The sequence below is a fragment of the Methanolinea mesophila genome, from assembly GCF_017873855.1.
In the GTDB taxonomy this organism is placed as follows: Archaea; Halobacteriota; Methanomicrobia; order Methanomicrobiales; family Methanospirillaceae; genus Methanolinea_B; species Methanolinea_B mesophila.
This window is the reverse complement of sequence record NZ_JAGGKR010000001.1, coordinates 923,085-940,788: the sequence shown is the minus strand read 5'-3', so window position 1 is coordinate 940,788 and position 17,704 is coordinate 923,085. Positions and strand designations below refer to the sequence as shown.

The following is a 17,704-nucleotide window of genomic DNA, read 5'->3' as shown; positions in this document are numbered from 1 at the left end:
AGGACGGGTTTGTGATGCATATCAGGTTGATTCCGTTGCTGGCTGCGCTTCTGCTTCTGGCGACGGGAATTGGGAGTGTTGCGGCGGCGGACGGCGAACCACTGGTGATGGTGATGAACGGCACCGGGGCCTACCCCCTGCTCACCGCGGACAATTACTACCAGATGGGACTTGCGGATGCGAAGGTGGCCCGGCACGCCCAGGCGATCCAGGAGTTCCAGCAGGCGGTGGCGCTCGACCCCACCTTTGCCCGGGCGTACTTCGCCCTGGGACAGTCCTACGCGGCGCTCGGGGACCACATGAACGCGATCGAAGCCTATCGGCAGGCGATCGCCCTCTCCCCCGGGCTTGCCCCCATGGTACAGAGTTACCTGGCCAGTTCTGAAGCGATCGTGTACCCCGCGATCCCCAGCGGAACTATCCTGTCCGGTTCCACCCAGCCGGGGTGGCAGTACCTGACCGTCGATAACACCCAGGGAATGTGGGACGTGGTGGTGGCAGTCTCCCAGCCGGGGTTAAAAACCGCGAGTGCTGCGGTCTACGTGCAGCAGGGGGACTTCCAGACCTTCTACCAGCTGATCCCGCCGGGAACCTACAACTTCTATATCTCGGTCGGGAAACGGTGGAACGCGGTCACGAACTCCTTCGAGGTGAACCCATCCTACCTGAAGTGGACCGTGCCCCAGTACCTCGAAGGGTCGAACGGGTACGGGTACACTATGACCTTCATCTCGAACAAGCCTTATCCAAACTGGTTTGCACCCCAGCTGCAGTACATCACCCCGCAGCAGTTCCCGAAGATATAATCCCTTTTTTGAAATCCAGGTTGAGCTGGGGAACATTCACCAGGAATGACCAGTATCCGTGTAGGATGTTAACGGCGTGAACATCCTCTGTTGACATGTTTGTGCGGTGTCTGTTACAGCCGATCAGGATGGTTCCGCCCGCCCTGGGCACCCCGGCGGGGATCAGGAACCTGCTCTGTGATTTTCCAGGAAGATCTCACATCCAACGGTACGGGCATGTCCCATGGGGACGCCCCAGTGGCGGGGCGAAGCCCCGGGAGCGTCTATTTGATGAGCCTCCAATCAGGATGGTTCCGCCGCCCCCGAAGGGCGCCCCGGCGGCGGATCAGGGACTGTGTTCTGGTGATTTTTCCAGGATTGTTTCGGCACCCGGCAGTCTGAGACTATCACGTTGGGGACGCCACAGCGGCGGGACGAAGCCTCTGGAGCGACAGGTCCCGTTACTAATCCGAGTCTACCGATCAGGATGGTTCCGCCGCCCCCGAAGGGCGCCCCGGCGGCGGATCAGGGACTTGTTCTCTCGATTCAATAGGGACATCTCAATTATAGATTTTCCAGTAATGCCTCTGCGCCCAACAGTTCGGCCCTATCCTGTTAGGACGCCACAGCGGCAGAGGGAAGCCCCGGAAACGTCGGATGGACCGGGAAATTTTCCCGTGAATGGCATCGGGTTTTTCGGAAGCCCGGCACTTCGTTCAGGTAATATCGGGGGTGTGCGGTTTCATCACCAGCAGGATCTTCCCGATCGTCCCGTCGCTGTTGGCGATGATGTTGGTCCGGATGCATACGCGCCGGGCCTTTCCTCCCCTCGTCGTGATCACGGCGACCGAAGGGATGGGGCGGATAGAGGTGTAGCCCTTGATCTTCTCCAGAGCGAGGGAGCACGGCTCTTCGGTCGTGGAGGGATTGAGCCCGAGGACGCTGAAGAAATTCTTCCCCTGGATGTCCCGGAGATTGTATCCTGTCATCTGTTCTGCGGGGAGATTCATATAGAGGATCGCCTGGCGGGCATCGACGAGGACCGCCGCCTCGGGGAGCGTGGAGAGCGGCCCCTCGAGGTTTTCGGTATCGGAACCGATCCTCATCTTCACCCGGTGCTTGTAGATCGTAAGCTCGATGTTGGAAAAGAGCTCCCTGGCATTGAACGGTTTGACCAGATAGCCATACGACCCGGTGGAGAGCGCCCGCCGGATGGTCTCGTCGTCGGCGTACGCGGTGAGATAGATCACCGGGATACCGTACAATTTGTTGATCTTATCGGCAGCCTCGATCCCGTCCACCTCCCCCTTGAGGTGAATGTCCATCAGGACCACATCGGGGACGGTCTTTGCCGCCGTGACTATGGCATCTTCTCCCGTGCTGCAGATCCCGGTGACGGTATATCCCATTTTTTTCAGGGTGTCGTTGATGGCCATGGCCACGATACCCTCGTCCTCGACGATCAACACGCGTTTTTCCATCATGTCCTCCAGGTTACGTGACAATCTCCACCATAGTAAATTAATATTACTAGTTTTATAATGGAGAGACGGGTGAAATGATTCTGACGGAGGTCGACGTACCGGCAGGAGAAGGGAAGGATCCCCGCGAACGACCCCCTGCGGAGGACGATCCAAGGCCGGGAGCGGCCCCTGCCGGGGAGTCGGCCCTCGGCTCCGCCCTGAAAAACCCCTGGCTGATCCTCATAATGATCCTGATCGCGATAGACATCGCGGTGACCGCACTCAGCATCCAGAACGGGCTGTTCTATCTGTACTCCCAGATATTCTACCTCCCTATCGTATTCGTGGCATATCACTACCCCCGGTGGGGAGTAGCGGCTTCGCTCATCATGGCGGCAGTTTTCGTCGCGATTAACATGTTCTTTATAAGTATGTTCGCGTCACCTGCGTCTGTAGTCTCGCTCATCTTTATCGAGGGCGGCATGATCGTCGGGATTGGGGGCCTGATATCGATGCTCTTCGAGGCGACGAAGAACCGGGAGGAAAAATACGAGACTATATTCCTCACTTCGCAGGCAGGAGTATTCACCGCGGCCCCCGACTTTACTCTCCTTGAGGTGAATAAAAAATTCTGCGAGATACTGGGGTGCTCACGGACGGAGATCGTTGGACAACCCCTGCAGGCCTTCTTTTACACCCCCGAGCCGTTCGAGAAGTTCTCCCGGGACGTCGGGAGCGGCGGGACGTCCCCGGAGATGGAGACCCGCCTCCGCGCCACCGACGGTTCGTACCGGGACGTCATCCTGACCGGGTCGAAGGTAAACGGGTCCATGGTGACCGGGATAATCCTCGACATCACTTCCAGGAAACAGGCTGACGCCGACCTGAAAGAATCCGAATGGAAGTTCCGTAACCTCATTGAAAACGCCCACGAAGGGGTGGTCATCCTGAACTCGCTGATGCTGATCACCTACGCAAACCCCGCATTCCTGAGGATCATGGGATACCGGCTCTCCGAGGTGCATGGAAAAAATTTTTCGGCGTTCCTCACGCCGGAGCAGGAGGATCAGCGAGACAGCGGGCTCGACCTGGGGGGGGATGGTGTTTCCGGGGAGATCGAAGTACGTGCAGCGCACAAGGACGGCACGCCCCGGTATCTTCGCCTGTCGGCATCACCGTACTTTGACGACGGGTTGTCGGTATCCGGCCTTCTCGTGATGGTCACCGATATGACCGCCCAGAAAAAGACCGAGGAAGTCCTGCGGGAGAACGAGGCCCGGCTTCGGGTAATTATCAGCCGTCTCCCCACCGGGGTGATCCTTATCGATCAGGACACCTGGAACGTGGTGGATGTCAACCCGGTCATCGAGCAGCTCATCGGCGCCCCCCGGGAAAAGATCCTCGGAGAATCATGGAACCGGTTCGTGACCGCCGGGAAGAGAGGCCCGGGGAAAGAACGGGGCTTCTCCGAAGAGGTGCTGGTGACGGCGACAGGTGAAGAAAGGCCCATCCTGGCCACGCTGGTCCCTGTCGATATCTCCGGGAAGAAGTATTTCCTGGAGAGCATCGTGGATATTACCGAACAGAAAGAGGCCGAGAGGGCGATCCGCGAGCAGCTCGAGTTTGTCAAGGCGCTCATGAACACCATCCCCGGGCCGATATACTACACCGACTCCATCGGAGCCTTCCTGGGGTGCAACACACGATTCGCCTCGCTCTTCGGCGTTGTGGAAGAAGAGATCGTGGGGCATACGCCGGAGGAGATTCCATTCCTCTCCGAGGACCTGGGCCCGGACCAGCACGCAAAGGACCTCGAACTGCTCTCAAAGGGCGGGGTCCAGGTCCACGAAGGCCGGGTGAACACCAGCCAGGGGAAAGGGAGGACCGGGGTATTTTACAAGTCGACATATAATAACGCAGAAGGATACGTCGCCGGGCTTATCTGTTTCATCGTGGACATCACCGACCGCAAACGCGAACAGGAATCCCTGGAGGACTCTCTCCGGGAAAAAGAAGTGTTGCTTCGGGAGATTCACCACCGGGTCAAGAACAACATGCAGATAATCTCGGCGCTGATGACCCTGCAGCAGCACAATTTCGCGGACCCGGCCGCGTTGCAGATGCTCCAGGAGTGCCAGGGATGCATCCGCACGATGTCCCTCGTCCATGAACAGTTATACCATTCGGGCTCCATGAGGGAGATCAATGCAAAAAAGTACCTCTCGGAACTCCTCTCCGGCATCGAGGCCTCCTACCTGCACCAGCCGGGGGTCAGGATTCTGTCAGAGCTCGATGATATCCCGCTCTCTATCGATACCGCCATCCCGCTCGGCCTGATCGTCAACGAACTCGTGACAAATGCGATCAAGTACGCCTTCAGGGGGAAGGACGAGGGGACCATCCGGGTGAGCATGAGGGGGACGCCGGACGGGTTCACCCTTACGGTGAAAGACGACGGAATTGGTCTTCCTCCCGACATCGACCCCGAGAAGACCGAATCGCTCGGGCTCCAACTGGTATTTGTCCTTTCCCGCCAGATCGATGCCACCGTGGAGATCGTCCGCGACCAGGGCACCTGCATCAGTATCCACGTACCGCGATAATATCCGTGGAGTGTGATATCGAAGCCCGGACGGTGCTCGCTACCAGGGATCGGATCTTCCCTGCATTTTCACAGGTAACAGCAAAGCCGTCGGAAAAAAAGAAACGAAGTGCACATGGCACTTCGAGCATGATTCAGTCCCTTTTAATGACCAGCACCGCACCGATAAGTCCCAGGGCCGCAATCCCGGCGAGGATCCCGAAGCCCGGGGCCTTGGTGGTGGGCACGGTGGTGGGGACCGGGATGAGGGTGCCCTGGACCGAAGTGGTCTGCCCGGCGCTCACCTGGACGTTGCCCTGCCAGTCCTGATACCCGGCGAGCCGCAGCGTTATCGCGTGCGACCCCGGGGAGATGTCGTTTAATGTGAGCGGGGAATAGCCCCGGAACACATTATCCACGTAAACCTCCGCGGCGGAAGGCGAGGAGGAGATAGCGAGTGTCCCGAGCGTGGTGGTGGGAGTTACCTGGACCAGGTTGGCGCTCAGCGTGGTAGTCTGGCCCGCATAGACCGTAGCCGTGGTGGTGAAGTCCTGGTAGCCTGCGAGACTGAGTCGCACCGTATGGCTCCCCGGAGTGAGGCTTCCGGCAGTAGTTGGTGTGGTCCCCCGGTAGGTGCCATCAATATAAAGCGAAGCACCCGACGGGCTGCTGGTCACGTACAGGCTTCCCACAGAACTGGAGATGGGCGGGAGGGTGACGCTCACCGTGGTAGTGCTCCCCGAGGAGACCGTAACGCTCCCCGTGTAGGTCTGGTACCCGGAACGGGAGATCCTGATGGTATGCGTGCCGGTGGAGATCGAGGTGAAGGTATTCGGGGTGGTCCCCATGTATACATCGTCCAAATATACGCTTGCCCCCGACGGGCTGCTGGTTGCGTATACGCTCCCGGTACTCTGGACCGGGGTCAGTGCGGCATACACGTACACCGTCTGCCCTGACGAGGGATTTCCGGGATAGAACTGGGAGAAGGACTCGTATCCCGACTTGTACACGTTGATGGTGTGTCCGGGGGTCCCGGTGGTGGAGACCTCCACGGTAACGGGGGTGGTCCCCTTGTAGACGCTGTCAAAGTACACGTCCGCGTTGGACGGAGAGGAGCTGATCTGGTAGTACCCGGTCTGGCTCCCGGGCATCGGGGTCAGCGTGGCGAAGATGGTCACGGTCTGACCCTCGGACGGGTTACCCGCGATCGACTGGGTGTAGGTCTGGTACCCGGACAGGGTGAGTGAGAGAGTATGTCCGGGCGTCCCCGAAGTATAGACCTGTACCGTGGTGGGGGTGGTCCCCTTGTAACTGCCGTCGAAGTACACGCTCGCCCCCGAGGGAGAGGAGGTGATATAGTAATAGCCGACGTCCCCGCCGATCTGGGCGGCGGCGACCCCGCACAGTCCCGCGAGCAGGACCGCGGCACACAGCATCGGAATTAAGTGTCGCATGGTGTTCACGATATGGATACTTGCAGAGGAACTATTTGAATCGTTGGGTGATTCCGAGTGTTAGCGGAGATGTCATTCCAGAAGTATTGTATTCACGTTGCATGACGGAAGTGTCAATCGTCGTAACGGAACTCAGGTCGGATTATGAAAAACCACATTTTCTTTCGTGATTGAAAGGTGTTATCTGTTTTATGAAATATATCTAATAAGGCAGATTACAGGGCGTAAGGATGGCATAGATGGCGCAATCAGGTACAGGAGACGTCAGAGCTCGGAGGGATGCGTATTTCTATTTCTTTAACGTGGCGATTCCGCTCTTCATCTTTGCAATAGCCCTCATTCCGCGTTGCGTAGATTTGGGTACCGGACTTACCGCCGATGAACGGTTGTGGCTTGAAAGAGCACCCGAATTTTTCGATGCAGTCCAGCACCAGGACTGGGCCGGAACATATCAGGCACCCCATCCAGGTGTTACCACCATGTGGATAGCCGGAATCTCGATGTTTTTACTTCGCGTTCCGGGTATGGAATTCAGCGATCTGCTCATCTCAGGAAGACTTCCCGTGGTACTGGTTACTTCCGTGGCAGTCGTCATCGCATATTTCCTATTAAAATACATAGCGGGGTCAAAACTTGCATTTCTCGCGGCAGTCTTCATTGCGCTCGACCCCTTCTTCATCGCATATTCCAGATTCATCCATGTCGATGCCCTTCTGACCGCATTCATGTTGTTATCGGTCCTCTCCCTCCTTGCATACCTGAAAGAAACAGAGAAACAATACCTGCTTGCGGCAGCGGGATTCTTTGCCGGGCTGGCCTTGTTAACGAAACTTCCGGCATTATTTTTACTCTTGTTCATCCCGTTCGTGGTTCTGGTATGGAATATCTGGTGGCGCCCCGGCGGGAAGCGGGGGGCACCGGATTGGAGACAGATCCTCGGCAGCATACTCTTATTCGGGATCGTATGCGGGGTAACCTGTGTGGCCCTCTGGCCGTCGATCTGGGTCGCCCCCGCAAACACACTCTACGGGATGGTCGCCGACCCTTCATGCGGGCTCCTGAAGGCGACAGTCGAGCCGCATGGCACAGGTTTCTTCTTTGGAGAGATCTCGGATGGTAATTACGGGCCGTTATTTTACCCGGTTGCACTGCTTATGCGGTTAACCCCACTCGTTCTGGTATTTTCACTGGTGTGCCTCGGCTTTATCCTCTACAAGGGTTCAAAACGGGAATTCAGAAATTACGAGTTATTTCTTGTTGTCCTGATATTGTATATCATCCTCTTTTCGTTACAGATGGCCATCGCAAGGAAGGAGATGGATCGCTATATTCTCCCGGTATTCCCGATACTCGATATCCTTGCTGCCGCCGGAATATGTTATGGCATTCGCGCAATATGTGACAGGTTCCGGGCTGAAGGGAAAGAGAAAACATCATTCGGGTGTACCGGTGTCCTTTTCACCGGCGCGATCGTGGCAGTCATTATCATACAATCTGCCTTAATTATCCCCGTAACGCCATACTTCAACTCATATTTCAACCCGGTGGCGTTCGGAGGTCCAACCCACGCACCGGAGATCGTACTTGTCGGCTGGGGAGAGGGGAACGATCTTGCAGCGGAGTACCTTAATCAGAAACCTGATGCGGCAAATCTCACCGTTGCCTACCAGTATTTCGGGTTCCCCGAGTATTTTGGGGGCAAATCAATCAGGATGGGAGATCTTACCCAGGAAACCGACCCCTATCCGGATTATTTGGTGTTTTATATCAGCGGTGTGCAGAGGCATTATGATATCAGGCTTTGGGACGAGTATCAGGGGGAGGCCCCTGAAAAGGTCATAACACTAAACGGGATCGACTACTGCTGGATATACAGGACGGACACAGGGCGGGCCACCGGATAGTCTCCTGTAAGTGAGCGTCCCCCGGAAAGACCCGTGGGACGAGTTTTTCGCCGTGTTCGCGGAAGAAGGGGGACAGGTCGGGTTTGGGGCCCCAACCTAACTGGAATAAGAACCATAATAGCGGAATGAAAAAAATAATCAGGAAGTGAGAACAGTAGTGAAATTTCATCGGGGAGTTAGAACAGAGACAAGTGCCGGGAGCTGGTGTAATGTGGATCGCTGATTTCAGGGATCTGATCTGGATTCTGACAATAAGCGACCTGAAAATCAAGTATCAGAGCTCGGTGCTAGGATTTTTGTGGTCCCTGTTAAATCCGTTGCTGTTGATGCTCATTCTTTACGTGGTGTTCTCCAGCATCTTCCGGGTCACTGAAGAGAATTTTGCCATCTACCTGCTGGTAGGGATCATTACCTGGCGGTTCTTCGCCAATGCGACGTCAGCAGCAGTGCCTTCAATCGTGTACAAGGCGAGCCTGGTTACGAAAGTGTTTATCCCCCGGCAGATCCTCGTCATGTCCAGCGTTCTCTCCAGCTTGATCAGCTCGCTTCTGGAATTCGGAGTTCTATTCTTTTTTGTGGCGCTCTTCTCCCCGCATATTACCTTTAACGTTTTCCTTTTCCCCGTATTGCAGGCGCTGTATTTCATTCTCGTATTCGGGGTCGCACTGGTGCTTGGAGGCCTTTATGTTTATTACCGCGACCTGAACCAGATTTGGGAAGTTATCCTCCAACTCGGGTTTTTCCTCTCCCCTATCGTGTATCCTGTATCGATCCTGCCCGAAAGCCTCATTCCCTATTACATGCTCAACCCGATCACCGTAATGATCCAGTCTTATCGTGACATTTTGCTGAATGGGGTTACTCCCCCCCTCTGGGAACTCGCGTATCTCCTGGGAACTTCGTTCGTGATGCTGGGTGTCGGGACTTTCATCTTCAAAAGGCTAGAGAGAAGGTTCGCGGAGGAGATCTGACATGAGGACACGGTATCGAAATGACCTGAGAGTTGTCGGGGACCGGTCAGGTACTCATGCAATCGAGGTCACCGGGCTATCGAAGGAATTTCGAATCCCGAGAGAGAAGAAGCTCACACTTTACCAGCATATCACCAGCCTTCTTGCCGGGCACGGGCATGCGTACGATACGTTCCGGGCACTCCAGGATATTAGTTTCACGGTGGAGCACAGTGAGACATTCGGTATTATCGGCCCGAATGGCTCAGGGAAATCAACCCTGCTGAAACTGCTCGCCGGAGTAATATACGCGGATACCGGGAAGATTGGCATCAACGGCAGGATCGCACCGTTCCTCGAGCTTGGAGTTGGATTCCACCCGGAACTGACCGCGAGAGATAACGTCTTTTTATACGGGGCGGTCCTTGGGCTCCCGTTGAAAAAGATCCGGGAAAGGTACGAGGAGATCATGGATTTTGCGGAGCTGAAACGCTTCGAGAACATGAAACTCCGTCACCTTTCTTCCGGTATGCAGGTTCGCCTCGCATTTTCAACCGCAATCCAGTCGGACCCGGACATTCTGCTGGTGGACGAGGTGCTTGCGGTCGGGGACGAGGCGTTCAAGCGGAAGTGTGCGGATAAAGTAGATGAGTTCCGAAAGGAAGGGAAGACCATCCTGCTCGTCTCTCATGATATGGATCTGATACGGGATCTTTGCAGCCGGACGATGTTCATCCAGAAAGGATACATAAAGGCGCTTGACCAGACCGAAAAAGTGATAGATGACTACATGGAGACCGTCAAATAATGTATCATGGTGGGCCTTTCATCTCATTCGTCCTCACTCGGGCAGAATTTTTCAGGAGGGAGGGGTCTTGACGAAACTCCCGAAATCTCATTTTTTTGAGGGATGTTAATGTTATTTTCCTGGAAAACAGAATCTTTGGAGGAAAAGGGGGAGAATCATCAAGAATTAGGAGGCCGGCTCCCGCGAAAGAACGTGCAATCCGGACCTGGAAATACTCCCGATCTCCCGGTTGCTTCATACGGGAAGAACGGGGTCAGGGAGTGGATCAGGATAAAAGAAAAGGAGATGCGGAGGTTTCCGTTGTATACGCCGGGATCTCGGGCAACGAATCCAAAGCCACTCGTGAAACCGATCCGGCAGTCAACCGGTTATGGCATGACCGGAGAATCATAATGAAAATAGCGATTTTTCACGACTATTTCGGTGCCATCGGAGGCGGGGAACGGGTAGTACTCACCATGGCCAGAATTCTGCAGGCCGATGTAATCACTACGGATGTCGATGCGGTTCCCAGGATTGCGGACGACGTTCCTGTGATCAGCATTGGGAGGACCATTAAGATACCGCCCTTCAAGCAGATGTCGGCATCATACCTGTTTTCTCGGGCTGATTATTCGGATGAATACGATTTTTTTATTTTTACCGGGAACTGGAGCCATTATGCGGCACGGCGGCATCACCCGAATCTATGGTACTGTTATACGCCTGTCAGGCCCTTCTATGATCTCTATGCGACATTCCTGGGGCGCCAGGGATTCGCGACCCGACAAGCATTCCGGGCCTGGGTGGGTGGTCACCGCGTGTTCGACAGGAGGTCGGTGGGATCGATCGACAGGATCATCACGATTTCAGAAAATGTCCAGACGCGGATAAAGAAATTTTATGGACGCGATGCAGAAATCCTGTATCCTCCGGTCGATGTTTCCCGGTTCCATTGCAGGGAGTACGGTGACTTCTGGCTCTCGGTCAACAGGTTGTATCCGGAAAAAAGGATCGAACTCCAGATCGAAGCGTTTGCAGAGATGCCGGAAGAACGATTGTTGATCGCGGGTGGATATGCGGCAGGCGACCATGCTCACGCTTACGCATCGGAAATCGTGAGAGATCTACCGGAGAATATCGAGATCCTTGGTGAGGTGGAAGAAAAGGAGCTTGTCGATCTCTATGCCCGGTGCAGGGGGCATATATGTACTGCCATGGACGAGGACTTCGGGCTGACCCCGATCGAAGCAATGGCGAGCGGGAAACCGGTTGTCGCAGTGAACGAGGGAGGGTATCGGGAGACGGTCACTGCAGGTACGGGAATCCTGGTCAGGGCCGACCCCGGGGAGATTCGGGAAGCAGTAAAGAAAATATCGCGGAATCCCGAGTTGTACCGGGACGCCTGCATTAAAAGGGCCCAGGATTTTGATATCCCGGTTTTTAAGGAAAAGCTCATCAGGGCAGTCTACGAAGCCTCCTGGGAGTGACCGGCCTCCGTTTTTTTCCTTATTTCAGCCACCATCGACAACGCGATCCTCTTCCAGTCGTAACTTTGCTCGACGAGAACCCGTCCGTTGTGAGAAAGGACTTCTGATAATGCTTTATTATCGATCAGTGTCGTGATCGCTCCGGGGAATTCATCAATATCACACACAATTGCATGAACGCGGTTTGTCATACTTATCCCCCGGGCACCGAATTTCGTAGTGACCACCGGAATTCCCGAAGCCAGGTAGTCGAATATTTTAATATTTGAACCTGAACCGGTAGTCATCGGGTTAATGGCCACATTTGCACGCAGGAATAATTTTTCCTTCTCTTCATCGCTAATATAAAATCCAAGGGTCACATTGGAGCCGCGCGGGTCGTTTATAATCGGGTCACAGACGCTTCCGGCGATGAAAAAATTCACGTCGGGCAGCTTGGGAGCGATCGAGTGAATCACCTTCCTGGCCGCCACGATGTTGGGGGGGTGAGCGCTTCCGAGGAAAATCACAAGGGGATGAAGGCTCGGATCTCCCTGCATGTGGGAGCGTTTCTTGTATAGTTCCGAATAATACTCTGTATCGACTCCATTCGGTGCAATCACCAATTTTTGCGGATCTGCAGGATATCTCTCTATAAATGCTTTTTTATCCTCTTCGGACACGACGAAGCAAAGGTCGCAATTTCTCAAAAGATCGCAGGATACCACGTCGAGGCGGTGCAACATGATTTTTTTTAGGAATCCTTCCGGCAGGGTCGTCGATTTCAGGCCATATTCATCATTGAGCGCTTCATAAACGAGGAACCTGCCGCCAATCCAGGGAGAGACCGCGGGGTACATATACGGGTGACAACAGATCACGATGTCGGATTCCCGGATTTTTTTCCTGATCATGTTCCTTAACCAGGGATTGAACGGTGCCAGTAACAATGCGACAAGATCATCGACCGGACATTTCATTATCAGACCGGCAAACAGGACGATCTGTCTGTACAGAAATGTTTTCGGGACAGAGATCTCGCTGAAATTATCCGAGATCGAGCGTAGTGTGGTTTCCTTCACATCCCCAAGACAGAGATATGTGACCTCACACTCGGAAGATATATTCCGATAAATGTTAAGAATCCTGATCTTTCCCCCGTGAACCGGTGGAAAAACAGGAAAATCATTGATAACCAGAATTTTTTTCATGGTATTCACAGGGTACGACGCATACGTTCTACAATTGTATTCCAGTCGTATTCACGTTCAACGAGGATCCGGCCGTTCTCTCTTAGTATCTCCACCAATCCGGGATCATTGAGCAATTCATGAATCTTCTCCGGAAAATCATTAAGATCACAGATCAGGGCATGATGACGGTCGACAAGGTCAAGCCCCCTCGCACCCTTGGGAGTAGTGATCGTGGGGAGACCGGCAGCGAGATATCCCAAGACCTTGATGTTCGTACCCGAGCCGGTTGTCATGGGGTTCAGTGCGATGCCTGTCAGGTGAAACAATTCCAGTTTTCGCTCTTCACTTAACTGGCCGAGCAATAGGACATTTCTTGAATGGCTGAAGCGGCGGAGAGGCTCCTCCCCCTCCCGATGTTCACGTATAAACTCACAAATTCTATCGATTTGTGGATTTCCCCCCCCTTTCTGAAAATTTTTATATAACTCCCCTGAGAGGGTATATGCATCTCTCTCACATGGTTCCGTCTGGGAATCCCGGCTCGCGAAATACCGGGAGACATTTCCGGCGATGAGAAAAAGGACTCCGGGCATTTTTGCCGCAATGTTCACGATTTGAATAACTGCTTCAATATTGGGAGGGTGATAACTGCCGATAAACAGGCAGACAGGAGAGGTCTTCATATGTGCTCTCTCCTGAAACACCCTGTCATAACAGGCAGGGCATATCCCGTTCGGCGCCACTATGCACTTCCCGGGATCGATTCCATAGGTCCGGGCGAGACTTTCGGCATCGTCCCTGGAGACAACGAATAGAAGTTTGCATGCCCGGGCCAGCCCTCTCTCAGTATATGCAACGTACGAAAGGAGGATCTTCCCGATGAACGACCCGGAAAACGCAGATTTCATCAGTTCATACTCATTATTGTAGGCGTTGTATACCAGGGTGTGGTTTCGGAGAAGACGACCGGGGATCGTGAAGAGGAAAGGGGATTCAAAAAAAATTATATCGTGTCGCGGTAGCTCTTCCCTGACTATCCTTCTGAATGCCGGATTGATCCTGCTTTCCAGGGACGTGACCACACCGGAACATTCCTTGATCGTGGTGAATTTCTGGATGAGCCCGTGAAGCGCCAGGCTGACCATTCCCTTGGGGATCCTAATCTCCTTAAAACATGGAGAATGATACACCGTTTCTACACGGTCTACCCCGTGGAAGGTAAAACTGATCAATGTCACGTGTTCATAGTGTGAAAAACCATTCAAGACGTAGTATAATCGCTCTTCTCCTCCGCTCATCGGGGGGGTGAACGCGGGATGAAAACTCAATGCAAGAACGGATTTCATTCTTTATATTTACTGTGACGAATAACTATATGCGTAACGGTCAATGAGAGCGCTTCATATTACGTTCCGGTATGGGAGAGATGTGTACGGCGGGGCGGAGCTGTATCTGCGGAATTTATCCGAGGGCCTTCTCAAACGGGGTATAGAAACGGACGTATGTACAACGAAGGCTCATTCACTTACTCCCTTCATCAAGTCGGGGGCGCACTTTGACAATAGGCTGTCGAACGAGACGATCAATGGGATCAAGGTAGTGCGGTTTCCTGTTATCCCCCAGAGCAGGTATCTCTCACTTGTGTTCGAAAAAATGATACAGGCGGAGCGTGACAGGGAGGAGCAGAGATCTTCGCATAAAATCCGCCGGTTTATTGAGAATTCGCTGGGAGATCATGAGAGCTGCCTTGCTGACGGCTGGAACGAGATCGATCATAAAGGAAACCGCGCCGTCCGGTGGACGAAATCGGAAGCCGTCTTTTTTATCAGGGATACCGATATCAAGGAGATTGGCATCTCCCTCGATAATCCGGGGGAGATTCCGGTGACGGTGCAGGTCGCCGGCAGCGATTATGCTCAAAAGTATGAATTCAAGGAGAATCCGCGTTGGGACAGGCAGTCCTGCACTCTACCGGATATCTCCGGGATCGTGAAGGTGACACTCTCCTGTAGCCTGGTTCGCCGCCCGTTGAGAGATTTCCGGACCTTTGGGGTCGCGGTATCAGGAATCGATTTCTGTTCCGCTTCGGGGAACTGCCAGGTTGATATTGAAAATGATTTTCGGACCATTTTTCGAAAACAGCACAAATTAATCCCATATTTAATGCGAAACGCCTGCGACCGTCCGAAATATTTTTCCTGGATGTTTGACTATCTCCGCGGGCCGTGGTCACCTGATCTTGCACTATGGCTGAGAAAAAATATATCGGGGTACGATGTGGTGCTCGCGCAAATGTTTCCGTTTAACACAGTCAGGTATTCTTTCATCGCAAAAAAATTCGGGAAACCACTCGTATTGCTCCCGCTCATGCACGCCGACGACGAGTTTTATCACTGGAATCATTACTTTCGGATGATTGCCGCTGCCGACTGCGTTCTGGCGATGAGTGATTTTTCGAAAAGCCAGGTCTATGACTCTTTGAAGGCGAGATCGTGTGTTTTAGGTGCAGGGATTGACCCTGAATCATTTGAGAACAGGAATGTGAGCGGAGCCAGATTCCGGGAAAAGTATCGTCTGGAGGGCAGGGAGGTAATCCTGACGGTAGGGAGGAAATCGCCGCAAAAACGTTATGCAGACATGATCCAGGCAGTCGGGGCAGTCCGGAAGGAGCATCCTGAAGCGGTTCTGGTGATGATCGGTCCCGATGAGGACAACAAAATCCTGGCGGAACCATACGTCAAATATCTCGGCCAGATGGGCCTTGCGGACCTTGTCGATGCCTATGATGCCTGCGATGTATTTGCCATGATGTCAGAAAGCGAGAGTTTCGGCATGGTTTTTTGTGAGGCATGGATGAGAAAAAAACCTGTAATCGGGAACAGGAATTGCGGGGCGGTCTCAACGTTAATTGATGACCGGTACAACGGCCTTTTATGTTCAGATGTGAAGGAGTTAACCCGTGCCATCCTGGCGCTTCTCGAGGACAGAAAAATGTCCAGGATCATGGGGGAAAGAGGCTATCAGAAAGTAACACAACATTATACGTGGGATTGCATCACCGACCGTGTTGTGGGGGTCTACGAGAATTTGACAGAATCTTCCTGAAATGCCGAGAAAGTCTTCCCGTGATAACCATCCGGGGACAGGTAAGAATCCGCCCTACCCCCGAGCGAAATCACCAGAAGAGAAATAACCCCGTGTCCGGAGGAATGCCAAAAAAAATCGCATAGGTGGCAGGAACGTTCGTAGCAGGGTAGAACAGCGCATTACACAGACAGCATGGACCTGCTAATTACTTCCTGAAAGTATAATATTTTTAAAAATAAATCTGTAAATGAAAATAAATGATCCCCGTTCCCCGTTTTTTTTTAAATATTAATGGCATAAAAAAATCCAGTTCTCTCGGAATAATCGTTATTTTTCTTCTCCTCCTCGTGGGCCTTGCAGCTATTACGTATGTCGCCCCGGTACATCGGTTTGCAGACGGGTCAACGTACTATATGCAGATCACGAGCATCGCCGATGATTTTGACCTGCAATTCGAACCGGTTGACATTCAGCGTACGCTCTCAAATAAATTCGATGACCTGCCGGATGGGTTATTCCTGATCAAGACCGATGAAGGAAATTATTTTTACGGCAAAGAATTTTCTTATGCCCTGTTTGCAGCTCCTTTTTTCGTTCTTCTGGGAAACCACGGGATCCTGTTCTTCAACGGCCTTATGTTCTGGGGTATGATCCTCATGGGGTACCTTTATCTCGAGCGGAAGGGGAACTCCCGGACCCTGTCGTTTATCGTTTCAGCCCTGTTTTTTCTTTTTTCCACCGCGTTTGTCTATCTCTTCTGGATCCATGTAGAAATTTACAATATGTTCCTCATTACTGCGGGGATTTTTGGTTGCACACTTTTCTTTGATACGAAGCAGGACCGCTATCTCCTCCTCGCTGCCCTTGTCTTCGGTGTGGCAACTGTAGCGAAAATATCCAATTGCCTGCTTTTTATCCCTTTCATCGCGTACGAAATGTACAGTCGTCAGTTCAGACGTGTCACTTTGGTCATGTGCATGTTTCTGCTCCCAATTCTCGTTTTTTACGGGTATTTCTATCTTGAGACAGGATCGATGACGTTCTACGGGGGTAATCGCATGTACTACATCGATCAATTCCCTTATACCGGGGATTTCGATGGTGTCAATGAGATTGGGTACCCGGCATTCAGCGTTGAAGAAGGTCGCATTTCGGGCCTTCTGAATACGGATGTTTGGGCGAAAAGCCCGTTAAATTTATTCTATTACTTCTTCGGGAAGTTTACCGGGATGATCTGGTATTATCCTCTGACCGTATTTGCCCTGCTTACATTCGCGCTTGGGATATTCGCGACAAAAAAACGGGATAACAATACGCGGACATTACTCTCGATCGTGGGGGAAGACCCGGTTCAATACCTGATTCTTTTGGGAATTATCCTGAACATCCTGTTTTTTGTCATTATCATCGGTAACAATTACCTTGGCGGACAACATGCCATAGGCAACAGGTATTTTTACATATTTCCCGCGTTTTTATTTTTGATTACCAGGATTAATATAAAGATTATAATTCCCTTTATCCTGATTGGGTTGTTTACCGTTGCACCGGTGATCGCAAATCCAATCGAAACCTCAATGGTCCCGGAACTTCATACCTTCCGTCATCCTTATACGGAACTCCCGCTTGAATATTCTCAAATCAATAATTTACCCATATGGATGCACAAATACTCGTATCCCAACGCCACGCTGTATGATATCGATGGGAATTCCGTGAGCATAAACGGCACGATCTTCCAGAAAGGGGAATCGACTCTGGTAATAAAACCCCGGACGGAGAGAGATCACATGGACGTTATCCTCGGGTCCGAGGAGAAGGACGAGACTGAAGTCGCAATTACGTCGGGAAAAGTTCACGCCGACATTGTGGTGACTACAGGGAATCCGAAAAAAATTGAGATTCCCCTGAATAACCCAGTGTATCAGGACAATGAATATCAACTCTATACCGTTAGGATCAGGTCTCCCTCAACAATAGTGATGCTCCCGCAATGAACATCAGGCACTTCACGAAACGATGCTCTGA

Annotated in this window: 13 protein-coding genes; 8 read left to right on the top strand and 5 right to left on the bottom strand. The window is 52.7% G+C overall.

Annotated elements, in window-relative coordinates:
- The first annotated feature begins 14 nt into the window (after nt 1-14).
- Complete coding sequence (locus J2741_RS04330) at nt 15-806, top strand: tetratricopeptide repeat protein (protein WP_209673794.1); 792 nt, start codon at nt 15-17, stop codon at nt 804-806.
- Between the two features lie 695 nt (nt 807-1,501).
- On the opposite strand, the gene J2741_RS04325 is transcribed toward J2741_RS04330, so the two are convergent.
- Nucleotides 1,502-2,269 carry an ATP-binding response regulator gene (locus J2741_RS04325; protein ID WP_209673793.1) on the bottom strand — a complete coding sequence of 256 codons (768 nt, stop codon included), beginning with the start codon at nt 2,267-2,269 and terminating at the stop codon, nt 1,502-1,504.
- A 74-nt stretch (nt 2,270-2,343) separates the two neighbouring features.
- Here J2741_RS04325 and J2741_RS04320 point away from each other — a divergent pair, with 74 nt between their 5' ends.
- Complete coding sequence (locus J2741_RS04320) at nt 2,344-4,851, top strand: PAS domain S-box protein (RefSeq protein ID WP_209673792.1); 2,508 nt, start codon at nt 2,344-2,346, stop codon at nt 4,849-4,851.
- A gap of 133 nt (nt 4,852-4,984) precedes the next feature.
- Here the strand turns inward: J2741_RS04320 and J2741_RS04315 are convergent, their stop codons facing one another.
- Nucleotides 4,985-6,268, bottom strand: coding sequence for a PEGA domain-containing protein (locus J2741_RS04315; RefSeq protein ID WP_209673791.1), 1,284 nt, complete (start codon nt 6,266-6,268; stop codon nt 4,985-4,987).
- A gap of 320 nt (nt 6,269-6,588) precedes the next feature.
- Here J2741_RS04315 and J2741_RS04310 point away from each other — a divergent pair, with 320 nt between their 5' ends.
- The 4 genes from J2741_RS04310 (at nt 6,589) to J2741_RS04295 (ending at nt 11,417) form a co-directional block, all read left to right on the top strand.
- Nucleotides 6,589-8,190 carry a phospholipid carrier-dependent glycosyltransferase gene (locus J2741_RS04310; protein ID WP_209673790.1) on the top strand — a complete coding sequence of 534 codons (1,602 nt, stop codon included), beginning with the start codon at nt 6,589-6,591 and terminating at the stop codon, nt 8,188-8,190.
- Nucleotides 8,191-8,399: 209 nt separating this feature from the next.
- Nucleotides 8,400-9,161: an ABC transporter permease gene (locus tag J2741_RS04305; protein ID WP_209673789.1), complete on the top strand. Its 762-nt coding sequence runs from the start codon at nt 8,400-8,402 to the stop codon at nt 9,159-9,161.
- 1 nt (nt 9,162) lies between these two features.
- Nucleotides 9,163-9,948 carry an ABC transporter ATP-binding protein gene (locus tag J2741_RS04300; protein WP_209673788.1) on the top strand — a complete coding sequence of 262 codons (786 nt, stop codon included), beginning with the start codon at nt 9,163-9,165 and terminating at the stop codon, nt 9,946-9,948.
- A gap of 392 nt (nt 9,949-10,340) precedes the next feature.
- The gene (locus J2741_RS04295; protein WP_209673787.1) at nt 10,341-11,417 is read left to right on the top strand and encodes a glycosyltransferase; all 1,077 of its coding nucleotides are present in this window, start codon (nt 10,341-10,343) and stop codon (nt 11,415-11,417) included.
- On the opposite strand, the gene J2741_RS04290 is transcribed toward J2741_RS04295, so the two are convergent.
- Together J2741_RS04290 and J2741_RS04285 are read right to left on the bottom strand one after the other, a co-directional pair.
- The gene (locus J2741_RS04290) at nt 11,396-12,607 is read right to left on the bottom strand and encodes a glycosyltransferase family 4 protein (protein ID WP_245249610.1); all 1,212 of its coding nucleotides are present in this window, start codon (nt 12,605-12,607) and stop codon (nt 11,396-11,398) included. The genes J2741_RS04295 and J2741_RS04290 overlap by 22 nt on opposite strands.
- Nucleotides 12,608-12,612: 5 nt before the next feature.
- Nucleotides 12,613-13,935, bottom strand: coding sequence for a glycosyltransferase family 4 protein (locus tag J2741_RS04285; protein ID WP_209673785.1), 1,323 nt, complete (start codon nt 13,933-13,935; stop codon nt 12,613-12,615).
- Nucleotides 13,936-14,473: 538 nt separating this feature from the next.
- Here J2741_RS04285 and J2741_RS13090 point away from each other — a divergent pair.
- Entirely contained in the window at nt 14,474-15,694 is a 1,221-nt protein-coding gene (locus J2741_RS13090) for a glycosyltransferase family 4 protein (RefSeq protein ID WP_209673784.1), read from the top strand.
- Between the two features lie 695 nt (nt 15,695-16,389).
- Here the strand turns inward: J2741_RS13090 and J2741_RS04275 are convergent.
- Entirely contained in the window at nt 16,390-16,752 is a 363-nt protein-coding gene (locus tag J2741_RS04275; RefSeq protein WP_209673783.1) for a hypothetical protein, read from the bottom strand.
- Here J2741_RS04275 and J2741_RS04270 point away from each other — a divergent pair.
- Nucleotides 16,735-17,673 carry a hypothetical protein gene (locus J2741_RS04270; RefSeq protein WP_209673782.1) on the top strand — a complete coding sequence of 313 codons (939 nt, stop codon included), beginning with the start codon at nt 16,735-16,737 and terminating at the stop codon, nt 17,671-17,673. The two genes, J2741_RS04275 and J2741_RS04270, sit on opposite strands and share 18 nt — an antisense overlap.
- Nucleotides 17,674-17,704 lie beyond the last annotated feature (31 nt).